Here is a 3440-nt window from a genome sequence, read left to right as displayed (position 1 = left end):
AGGCACCCCTTGGGGCTGCCGGGTGCGCCGCTCCCGCTCGCGACGAAGCCGACCGTGACGGAGGCCCCGGGCGCGAGCTCCCGGTTCCAGCTCGCGGGCTTCACGGTGACGTGCTGCCCGTCGACGGTGTGGGTGCCGTTCCACAGGGAGTCGATCCGCGTCCCGGGCGGCAGGTCGAAGCTCAGGGTCCAGTCCGTCTGGGTGCGGCCGGTGCCGTTGGTGATGACGTACTGCCCGGTGTAACCGCCGTTCCAGGAGCTGGAGGTGGTGTAAACGGCGCCGACGGCGGTGGCCTGCGCGGTCCCGGTGAACGCGAACGCCGCGCCACCGATCACCGCCGCCACCACGATCGCGCCCGCGGCCTTCGCCCTTCCGCCGGCCCTGCGGCGATGACGGGTGCTGCTGCCCATGGCGTGCCTGCCTCTGTTACTGGGGAGTTGGGTGCGGCAGCACGCTAGCGGCCCCGAAACGGACAATCGTTCGTTTCGGGCCGGGATCCACGAGGCTTAGGTTCCGCTTAAGGCAGCGGTAAGCGGGCTATCAGGATGGGTCGGCGGGCGGGCGGCGGGGCCGGGGCGCCGCCGGGTCCGGCGGGGCTTCGGCCTCCAGGGCCCGCGTACCCGCTAACCTCGCCCGGATGACGGCACTTTCACATCACGGCAACGGTTACGTCGAGCAGCCCGGGACGTCGAGCAGCCCGGGCGGGAGGGCTTCGGCGCGACCGTCGAGGCCGACCCCCTGGCGATCGGCCCGGTCCGCACCGAGTACGCGCCCGACCCGGACGGGGATCCGGATCCCGGGGAGATCGTGTGGACCTGGGTCCCCTTCGAGGAGAACGACGGGCGGGGCAAGGACCGTCCCGTGCTGGTGGTCGCGCGGGAGGCGGGCGGGTCGACCCTGCTCGCCGTGCAGCTGTCCAGCAAGCGGCACGACGCCGACCGCGAGTGGGTCCCGATCGGCTCCGGACCGTGGGACTCGGCCGGACGGGAGTCGTGGGTGGACGTGGACCGGGTGCTGCGGGTCCACGAGGCGGGGATGCGGCGCGAGGCCTGCGCCCTGGACCGGTCCCGCTTCGGGCTGGTGGTGGACCGGCTCCGGGAGCGCTACGGCTGGCGGTAGCCGCCGACGGGCGGGCCCCGCACCGGCGGGGCCGTTCAGGCCCCGGCGAAGGCCCTGGCGAAGGCCTCGCGGGGGGCGGGGTCGCGGTCCAGGACCGCGAAGACGACGTGCTCGAAGGTGCCCGCGAAGCGGCCCGTCAGCCGGCGGCGGAAGGCCTGGGCCACCACCTCCGGGTCGTTGCGGAACACCCCGCAGCCCCAGGCGCCGAGCACCAGTGCCCCGTAGCCGTGCAGGGCGGCCACCTCCAGGACGCGGCCGGCCCGGCGGGTCAGGGCCGCCGGGATCTCGCGGGCGCGTTCGGGCTCCTGGCGGCGGATCGTGCCCGCGTTCGGGGCCGGTGAGGTGAGGAAACCGGCCCGGAACGGGGTCTCCAGCAGTTCGCCCCGGTCGTCGCGGAACACCGGGACCCCGGGTGAGTGGATCACCCGGTCGGTGTAGAAGGTGCTCCGCCCCGCGCGGTGGACCTCGTAGTACTCCGGGGCCTCCAGCAGGGTCTCGTACAGGGCCGAGGCCCGGCAGAGCGCCTCCTCCTGGGCCTTGGCTCCCCGGACGTAGCCGCCCCCGGGGTTGCGGGCGGAGGCGAAGTTCAGCACCGCGACCGGGCCGAGGGCGGGCCGGCCCGCCAGGCGACGCGCTGCGACCGTGCTGCTCTCCCCCGTGACCTCGAAGACCGTCCGCCGGCTCCCCCTGACGGACTCCCCGTCTGGAATGACCGGGTTTGGCCCATATATCCTGGTTCCGGCCTTGGCTTCCGCCAGGCCGGCGGCGAGGGACACCTGCCGCCCCGACCGCGTCCGGTACCCGCCGGCCGCCACGATCAGCGCGTTCTCCCGCGCGATCTCGCGCAATCTGCTGCTCACACCGCAATCCTGAGGCGCACGCCCGGGTGCGGCAAAGGAATTAGCGCCCCGAGGACGGGTAGGGCACGGGTGACATCACGGCCGACTACAGGAGACGAGGTTCCGGTCATGTCCGAGAACTCACCCGCTCCATACGTCCACGATCCGGGGGACCACGCGTACGCCCCCCTCAGCGAGGCGGCCGCCGAGGACCTGGTCCACGGCATCTGCTTCAAGACCGGCCCGCCCCGCACCCTCGGCGCGGAGCTCGAATGGCTCGTCCTGGACGCGGAGCGCCCCTGGCTGCCGCTTCCCCCCGAACGCCTCACCGCCGCCCACGCGGCCGCCGGAGCCCTGCCCCTGAGCTCCCGGGTCACCGTCGAACCCGGCGGGCAGCTGGAGCTCAGCTCCGCCCCCGCCGCCTCCCTCACCGCCTGCCTCGACGGGCTCCGCGCCGACCTCGCCGCCGTACGGGGCGCCCTGCGCGAGCGCGGCCTCGTCCTCCACGGCCTCGGCGAGGACCCCCGCAGGCCCCTGCGCCGCCTCCTGGCCAGCCCGCGCTACGACGCGATGGAGGCCTACTTCGACCGCACCGGCCCCGCCGGCCGGGCCATGATGCGCTCCTCCGCCTCCGTGCAGGTCTGCGTGGACGCCGGACACGAGGAGCCGGGCCCGCTGGGGCACGGCCGGCGCTGGCGGCTCGCCCACCTGCTGGGCGCCGTACTGGTGGCCGCCTTCGCCAACTCCCCCGGCCGCGACGGCCCGTACGAGGGCTGGCGGTGTGCGCGCCAGGGCATCTGGAGCGACATCGACCCGCGGCGCGCCCTGGCCCCGCCGCTGGACGCCGAGCCCCGTGCGGGCTGGGTCCGGCACGCGCTGGACACCGAGGTGATGTGCGTACGGGGGCCCGACGGCGAACCCTGGGCGGTGCCGCGGGGGCTGACCTTCCGCGACTGGCTGCGTACGGACGGCGGCGGCCCGGGCGGCCCGGCCCGGCGGCCCACCGCCGCGGACCTGGAGTACCACCTCACCACCCTCTTCCCGCCCGTGCGGCCGCGCGGCCACCTGGAGCTGCGGATGATCGACGCGCAGCCCGGCGAGGACGGCTGGATCGTCCCGGTGGCGGTGGTGCACGCGCTCTTCGACGACCCGGACGCCGCCGAGACGGCCTACCGGGCGGTGAAGGCACTCGCCGACGCGTACGGGACCCGGAGCGCGCCCCGCAACCCCCTGTGGCGGACCGCCGCCCGCAGCGCGCTGGCCGATCCCGACCTGCGGGCGGCCGCCGTGGCCTGCTTCGCCGCGGCCGCGGAAGCGCTGCCCCGGCTCGGGGCCCAGCCGTACGTCCGGGAGGCGGTCGGGGCCTTCGCCGAGCGCTACGTACGGCGCGGGCGCTGCCCGGCCGACGACGTGGACGACGCCCTGGTCGCCGGGCGCACCCGGGCCGCCGTGGGCACCGCCGCGGCTGCGGCGGGCCGCCCC

General features: G+C 75.8%; 3 protein-coding genes and 1 pseudogene. 2 read left to right on the top strand and 2 right to left on the bottom strand.

What is annotated here, in order from left to right; all coding sequences use genetic code 11:
* Positions 1 to 410, bottom strand: a 410-nt coding sequence (locus VR44_RS37700; RefSeq protein WP_211275215.1) for a cellulose binding domain-containing protein, incomplete at its 3' end; no start/stop codon positions are given.
* Between the two features lie 280 nt (positions 411 to 690).
* Here VR44_RS37700 and VR44_RS37695 point away from each other — a divergent pair.
* Positions 691 to 1119: pseudogene (locus VR44_RS37695) on the top strand (type II toxin-antitoxin system PemK/MazF family toxin); the annotation flags it as partial.
* Between the two features lie 35 nt (positions 1120 to 1154).
* Here VR44_RS37695 and VR44_RS37690 read toward each other — a convergent pair.
* The gene (locus tag VR44_RS37690; RefSeq protein ID WP_045952182.1) at positions 1155 to 1979 is read right to left on the bottom strand and encodes a TIGR02452 family protein; all 825 of its coding nucleotides are present in this window, start codon (positions 1977 to 1979) and stop codon (positions 1155 to 1157) included.
* Positions 1980 to 2087: 108 nt separating this feature from the next.
* Here VR44_RS37690 and egtA point away from each other — a divergent pair.
* Positions 2088 to 3440 (top strand): ergothioneine biosynthesis glutamate--cysteine ligase EgtA (egtA, locus tag VR44_RS37685; protein ID WP_045952181.1); only part of this gene is annotated, 1353 nt, incomplete at its 3' end.

The organism is Streptomyces katrae (assembly GCF_000966975.1).
Taxonomy (GTDB): domain Bacteria; phylum Actinomycetota; class Actinomycetes; order Streptomycetales; family Streptomycetaceae; genus Streptomyces; species Streptomyces katrae.
The sequence above is the reverse complement of the archived record's forward strand: the minus strand, read 5'-3'. Positions and strand labels throughout refer to the sequence as shown.